This is a genomic window from Bacillus sp. JJ722 (assembly GCF_036963345.1).
GTDB lineage: Bacteria > Bacillota > Bacilli > Bacillales > DSM-1321 > Bacillus_AD.
This window is the reverse complement of sequence record NZ_JBALMO010000260.1, coordinates 1-6238: the sequence shown is the minus strand read 5'-3', so window position 1 is coordinate 6238 and position 6238 is coordinate 1. Positions and strand designations below refer to the sequence as shown.

At 35.0% G+C, this 6238-nt stretch carries 5 protein-coding genes and 1 riboswitch; of the genes, 4 read left to right on the top strand and 1 reads right to left on the bottom strand.

Going from position 1 to position 6238, the window contains the following annotated elements:
- Positions 1-472: 472 nt before the first annotated feature.
- Entirely contained in the window at positions 473-1564 is a 1092-nt protein-coding gene (locus V7014_RS23210; protein ID WP_335510794.1) for an HD-GYP domain-containing protein, read from the top strand.
- A gap of 105 nt (positions 1565-1669) precedes the next feature.
- A riboswitch (Lysine riboswitch) is annotated at positions 1670-1857 on the top strand.
- Between the two features lie 127 nt (positions 1858-1984).
- Positions 1985-3550 carry a Na+/H+ antiporter NhaC family protein gene (locus tag V7014_RS23205; RefSeq protein ID WP_335510792.1) on the top strand — a complete coding sequence of 522 codons (1566 nt, stop codon included), beginning with the start codon at positions 1985-1987 and terminating at the stop codon, positions 3548-3550.
- Positions 3551-3596: 46 nt separating this feature from the next.
- Here the strand turns inward: V7014_RS23205 and V7014_RS23200 are convergent, their stop codons facing one another.
- Positions 3597-4577: a M23 family metallopeptidase gene (locus tag V7014_RS23200; protein ID WP_438824965.1), complete on the bottom strand. Its 981-nt coding sequence runs from the start codon at positions 4575-4577 to the stop codon at positions 3597-3599.
- 234 nt (positions 4578-4811) lie between these two features.
- On the opposite strand from V7014_RS23200, the gene lipA reads away from it, so the two are divergent.
- Together lipA and V7014_RS23190 are read left to right on the top strand one after the other, a co-directional pair.
- Positions 4812-5732, top strand: a complete 921-nt coding sequence (lipA, locus tag V7014_RS23195; RefSeq protein ID WP_335510790.1) for a lipoyl synthase — start codon at positions 4812-4814, stop codon at positions 5730-5732.
- A gap of 151 nt (positions 5733-5883) precedes the next feature.
- Entirely contained in the window at positions 5884-6174 is a 291-nt protein-coding gene (locus tag V7014_RS23190; RefSeq protein ID WP_335510788.1) for a YutD family protein, read from the top strand.
- Positions 6175-6238: the final 64 nt, after the last annotated feature.

Below are 6238 nucleotides of genomic sequence, written 5' to 3'. Positions count from 1 at the left end.
AAGGGGCTGTCCGAAAAGTGATTTTCAATCACTTTTCGAACGCCCTTTTACGCTTTGTTAGCCCTCCGAAGTAGTTTACGTGAAATATATAAACTCGGCTGTTATGTTAGAATACCTATATTTGGCGCTTTCGGTCTAGATGATACCCATTTATCTTCTTAAAAATCTAAAGAATTACTTTCCCATCAATCAAACAAAGGTAGTAAATAGGACTTATTGGATAACCCCTTAATCTTGAAAAAATAATTTAGTTAAGTGTTGAATTTGGTATAATTACTAATATGTGCGATGGTTGAAGCGGATTTAGAATTTATTTCTTTTTTTACTTATCCTTCAAATAAAGTCACCGATATAATACATATGAAACAGGGAAATTCCTTCATTGAAATGAATAATCTTTTTTACTATGGAATTGGTTTTGATAACAATCTTATTAAAGCCTATCAAATTTAAATTGATATAGGAGCTTAAAATGCGTTTAGTATCCACAGAGTTTTTGAAGCCAGAAACAGTGCTTGGTAAGACTATTTATAATACGCAACAACAGATTTTATTAAATGAAGGCGTTGTGCTTACAGAACGAATGATTACACGGTTAAGGGAATTAGGAATTACGTACGTATATATTAAAGATGCCAGAACGGATCATATTCAACCATCTAATACTTTATCTGAAAAGGTAAGAAAAGATTCACTTACTGCAATTGAATCTGCTTTAACAGATATTCATAAAAAAGAATCTATTGTTGGAAGTTCTATTGTGTTAGAAAAAAACTCAAAAAATTTTATTGAGTTAATTCGCAATATTCTGGATGAAATAAAAGATCATTCAGAATTACTTTCGATTCTTTCTGATGTGCATGTTTATGACGAATATATCTTTATTCATTCCTTCAATGTAACGTTGTATTCATTAGCTATAGGGATTAGGTTAGAACTTAGCCAAAAAGACCTTGAAACACTTGGAATCGGAGCTATTTTGCATGATGTAGGAAAAATGCACGTTCCTTATGATGTAGTAATGAAGCCTGGAAGGTTAACACAAAGTGAATATAATGAGATAAAAAAACATGCAGAGTATGGCTTCCAGATTTTGAAAAGAGTTGGAACAATTCCGTTGTTAGTTGCTCATTGCGCATTTCAACATCATGAACGTATGGATGGTTCAGGTTATCCTAGAGGGTTGACAGATAAAAATATTCACTTATTTGGAAAGATTATTGCTGTTGCCGACGTGTTTGATGCTGTTACTTCTAATCGTGTGTATAGACAAGCTATGTTGCCTCATGAGGGGCTTGAAATACTTTATGCAGGAACAGGCACATTGTTTGATCCAGTGATTGTAGAAACGTTTAGAAAAGCAGTTGCAATATATCCATTAGGTTTAAATGTGACTTTGAATAATAATAAAGAAGGTGTTGTTTCCAAGCAGAATGATGGAATGAGTGAACGTCCAGTTATAACAATTTTGAAGGAAAATGGAAAAGATATCGATGAATCTTATGAGTTAGATTTAAAGCAACATTTAGACATTGTGATTATTGGTTGCGATACATCTAACTAATGATTATTTTAGAATAAAAATTTTTTTGCTAATTCGATATTTTTATTGCAGAATGTTATATTAATGGTATAGTATTAAAATACAATTTGATAAATAACTATCACCGCATGGGGTAGAGGACGCAAAGTTCATCAGTAAGCTGTTGTGAGGATGACAACGATGAGCGCAGAAGAAAGGGAACTTTGCCGAAGTAACAGTTAGTGTCAAATAACTGTTACTGGGGTTGTCTTGAATAAAGCCAACACTGTCATTGTAAATGCTTAGCTTATTTACAATGGGGAGCTACAGAGCGATGGACGATAACATACATTACAAAGGGTAATGATAGGTTGTTCTCTATCACTATCCTTTTTTTATTTTGTCTTAAAAATGAAAAAGCTCTGATCTTTACCTCCGGATTTAACAGAAGGAGAGATTAGCATGGAAAACACAGTATTTTCTTTATTACCACCTTTAGTAGCAATTGTTATGGTTTTATTAACCAAAAGAGTATTGCTGTCTTTAGGAATTGGAAGTTTAACAGCGGCGTTACTACTTGCAGAATTTAATATAATGGATACGTTATCTATTATAGTTAAAGCGTTTATTGAATTATTTTATAAAGATGGAGCACTTAATACAGGGAATATTTACATTCTTCTATTCTTACTTCTTTTAGGATGTGTTACTGCATTTGTAACGATTTCTGGTGGAAGTAGAGCCTTTGGTGAATGGGCATTAAAAAGTGTTAAAACAAGGGCTGGTGCACAACTTACAGCGGCTATACTAGGTATCATCATTTTTATAGATGACTATTTTAATAGCTTAGCGGTTGGGCAAATATCAAGACCTTTAACAGACCGTAATCGCGTTTCTCGAGCTAAGTTAGCATATATTATTGATTCAACGGCAGCGCCAATTTGTGTTGTTTCTCCAGTGTCGAGTTGGGGAGCATATATCATTGCAATCTTAGCACCAATTCTAGCTGCAAATTCTTTAGACATAAGTGGATTCTCAGCATTTATTCAAATGATACCGATGAACTTCTATGTATGGACAGCATTATTATTGGTTATTATAACTTCTTGGAAAAATATTAATTTTGGTCCAATGAGGGCTCATGAAGAAAGAGCAATGAAAACAGGAGTAGTATCTAACCCAGATAAAATTGCTCCTGGTGAATTAAAGAGTGACTTACCTATGAGTAATAAAGGATCAGTAGCGGATTTATTACTACCGATAGTAGCTCTTGTTATCGGAACGGTCTCAGCTATGTTATGGACAGGTAGTCAAGCTGTTGAAGGGAAAGCAACAATTCTACAAATGTTTGAAAATACAGATGTTCCTACATCATTATTTTATGGAGGATTGTTTGGATTCGGAGTAACGTTAGTTTTATTCCTTCGTCAAGTATATTCAAAAAAAGCAGTGAAAAGTTCGCTGCTAATAACAGGGGTATATGAAGGAATCAAATCAATGCTACCAGCTGTTTATATTCTAATCTTTGCTTGGGTAATTGTTGATTTAGTAGGCTCGCTTGAAACAGGAAGTTATTTAGCAAGCTTCGTTGAGAAAGCAAATATTAGCGTTGAATTGATTCCATTTATTTTGTTTTTGATAGCTGGTGTTATGGCGTTAGCAACAGGAACATCATGGGGATCTTTCGGTATCTTATTACCATTAGCAGGTGATATTGTTGCAACGATGGATTCTAGTATGCTTCTACCGTCACTAGCTGCCGTGCTAGCAGGAGCAGTATTTGGAGATCATTGTTCACCGATTTCAGATACAACCATTTTGTCATCAACAGGAGCAGGATGTGATCATATGGACCATGTAATGACGCAGCTACCATATGCACTAACAGCTGCTGGTGTATCTGCTATAGGATTTTTAATACTTGGAATAACAGGTAATACGTTTATTTCACTACTAGTAGTTATGGTTATAATAATTGGAATTCTGTTTTTCTTTGCTAAGAAAAATAAGGAAACAACTGTAGCGTAAATATTGAATAATAAGCGGGCTGTCAGCATTGGCAGCCCGCTTTTGTTCATCGTTTATTTCTTTCGTTGCGCTCCCACACACTTAAATGATAATACGGATCGAAGCTCCATTCCGTAAATCCGTTGTCTTTATACATCCCAAAATGTAAATGAGGAGGAAACTTACCGCTTGTACCTGGAGGCCCATAGCCAGTGCTACCTACGCTTCCGATTACCATACCTGGTTCAACAATAGTGCCAATTTTAATTCCTTTCGTAAATCCGTTTAAATGAGCGAAATAATGATACGTATTATTTAAATCTCTAATACCAATTCGCCATCCGCCATAGCGATTCCATCCTTTTATTTCAACTACTCCATAGCTTGTGGCACGAACAGGTACACCGTAATTAGCGAAGATATCTGTACCTTCATGACTTCTTCTACCGCCCCATCCTCTTGCAACGCCCCAAGTACTTCTGTAGCTGTAATCGGCAGTAATAGGTAAAGGGAAAGCTTTTTTATTTAAATTAATGCGACCATATTTCCTAAATATTTTTGCATTACCCATTACAATTCCAACCGCTTTATCTCGTTTGTAATAATTCCATAGTGCAATACGAAAATTATCATCATCTGTACCATAATTCAGAAGATAGGATGCAATGGAAACTAATATATCATTATCAGAGTTGGAATCTGCTTTACCATCTCCATTGCCATCTGCTCCAATTCCTTCAAAGAATGTAATACTCGTCGGGTTAGTGTCATATGGATTGGGATTTAATAATCCACTCCATTTCTCTGGCGGAATGATAATACCAATTGGACCATCAGAATCGGGTAGGTCTCTTCTTGCATTCCGTAAGCTATGCTCATATTGATCAATGGCAGCGATATAATACCAAGGGATTTGATAATGCCTTCCAATGGTTTTAAAAAGTTTCATTCGTTCAACATCTGAGTTATTAGATGTCTTTGCTTCAACATTTGGATGAAGAATGAAGAATGCAGACAAAAACATAATTAAAGCTATAAAAGAACGCACTCAAGTTTTGCTCCTTTCTTTATTGTATAATGTAAGAAGAACATCTTAATGTCATATGTAAATCAACCGAGAATCATTGTTTTTTATCCATAAATGTAGTGTGTGAAGTAATTCAAGAAATACTATTATCAATAATTGGAAATGGAAATGCGAGATGCTTGTATTGGTTATTTTTTTTATGTTACATTGACTAGAAGTGAGCTATTTGATGCACAAGAATGGAGCTGAATGAGTTTGAGCAACAAAAAAAATGAATATCTACGCAAACCTGAATGGTTAAAGATTAAACTTCATACTAATGAGAACTACACCGGGTTAAAGAAAATGATGCGCGAGAAACAACTTCATACAGTATGTGAAGAAGCTAAATGTCCAAACATACATGAGTGCTGGGCAGTACGTAGAACGGCAACTTTTATGATTCTAGGGGCAGTATGTACACGAGCTTGCCGTTTCTGTGCTGTTAAGACAGGATTACCAACTGAGCTAGATTTGGCAGAACCAGAACGAGTTGCGGATTCAGTTGCACAAATGAATTTAAAGCATGTTGTTATCACAGCTGTAGCACGAGATGATTTAAAAGATGGTGGTGCAGCAGTTTTTGCAGAAACAGTTCGTGCTATTCGTAGAAAAAGTCCATTTACTTCAATCGAAGTACTGCCATCAGACATGGGTGGAGTATTCGAAAACTTAAAAATGTTGATGGATGCTAAACCAGATATTTTAAATCATAATATAGAAACAGTGAGAAGACTTTCTGATCGTGTAAGAGCTAGAGCGAAATATGACCGATCTCTAGAATTCCTAAAAAGATCAAAAGAGCTTCAACCAGATATTCCTACAAAATCTAGCTTAATGATTGGATTAGGGGAAACGTTCGATGATATCGTTGAAACGATGGACGATTTAAGAACAAATGATGTTGATATTATGACGATTGGTCAATATTTACAACCATCTAAGAAGCATTTACCTGTTCTTAAATATTATTCGCCAGAAGAATTTGCTCAGTTAAAAGAGATTGCGATGCAAAAGGGCTTTAGTCATTGTGAATCTGGTCCACTTGTACGCTCATCTTATCATGCTGACGAGCAAGTAAATGCCGCAGCGAAGAAAAAACAAGAAATGAATGAGCAAAAGGTTGCAAACAATTAAGCAATCGATACATTGTTACTAATAATAAGAATGGAGCATTTGTTGGGCTAATAGATGATGGCTCTACATATGTCTCCTTCTTTTTTTCCTTTTAGAATTAATCTTACATAAGGTATAATGAAGCAAGGAATGGAGTTCGAGGTGAAAAGGAATGGTAACAATTAATAATCTTCAGTATGAAGTGGTTGAAGACTTCAGAAACGGCTTTAATGAAGAAGCTTTCAAAGCACGTTACAGTGATATTCTCAATAAATATGACTTTGTTGTAGGTGATTGGGGATATGGCCAATTAAGATTGCGAGGTTTTTTTGAGGATCAAAATCAAAAAGCGTCCTTTGATACGAAAATAAGTACGTTATCAGAATATTTGTATGAATTTTGCAATTTTGGATGTCCGTACTTTGTTGTGAAAAAAATTAAAAATAACTCAAAAAAGGAGTAGGATATCCTACTCCTTTTTTGAGTGGTAAGAATGTATATAATTTTGTGCGGTGTCTAGCTCCAGC

What these genes read in the sequence shown, in the direction of transcription:
- V7014_RS23190 (WP_335510788.1), top strand. Translation starts at nt 5,884, where the DNA reads ATGGTAACAATTAATAATCTTCAGTATGAAGTGGTTGAAGACTTCAGA.
- V7014_RS23210 (WP_335510794.1), top strand. Translation starts at nt 473, where the DNA reads ATGCGTTTAGTATCCACAGAGTTTTTGAAGCCAGAAACAGTGCTTGGT.
- V7014_RS23205 (WP_335510792.1), top strand. Translation starts at nt 1,985, where the DNA reads ATGGAAAACACAGTATTTTCTTTATTACCACCTTTAGTAGCAATTGTT.